The organism is Acinetobacter sp. CY73 (assembly GCF_059515865.1).
Map to the genome: position 1 here is coordinate 13,963 of NZ_JCAKMZ010000047.1, position 248 is coordinate 14,210.

Annotated in this window: 1 rRNA gene (running past one end of the window); it reads right to left on the reverse strand. The window is 37.5% G+C overall.

What is annotated here, in order from left to right:
* A 5S ribosomal RNA gene (gene rrf / locus AC5YD2_RS15425) occupies window positions 1-15 on the reverse strand; it reaches 110 nt to the left of the window's first position.
* Window positions 16-248: the final 233 nt, after the last annotated feature.

The following is a 248-nucleotide window of genomic DNA, read 5'->3' on the forward strand; positions in this document are numbered from 1 at the left end:
GCTATTGTCGCCAGCACAACTGTTGTGACTTTGCTTGGGTCTTATTCACATCGTTTGATGTATGCCGTTGCTGGGTCAAAGAAGTTATTAACAGATATATCTGAGTTGAATATTGTGATACTAACGGCTTACTGAATCAAGCTATTTTGATGAATATCGAATCAATTGAGCTTTTATACAACAACTGTTTGGGTGTTGTATAGTCAAGCCTCACGAGTAATTAGTATTGGTCAGCTTCACATATCACT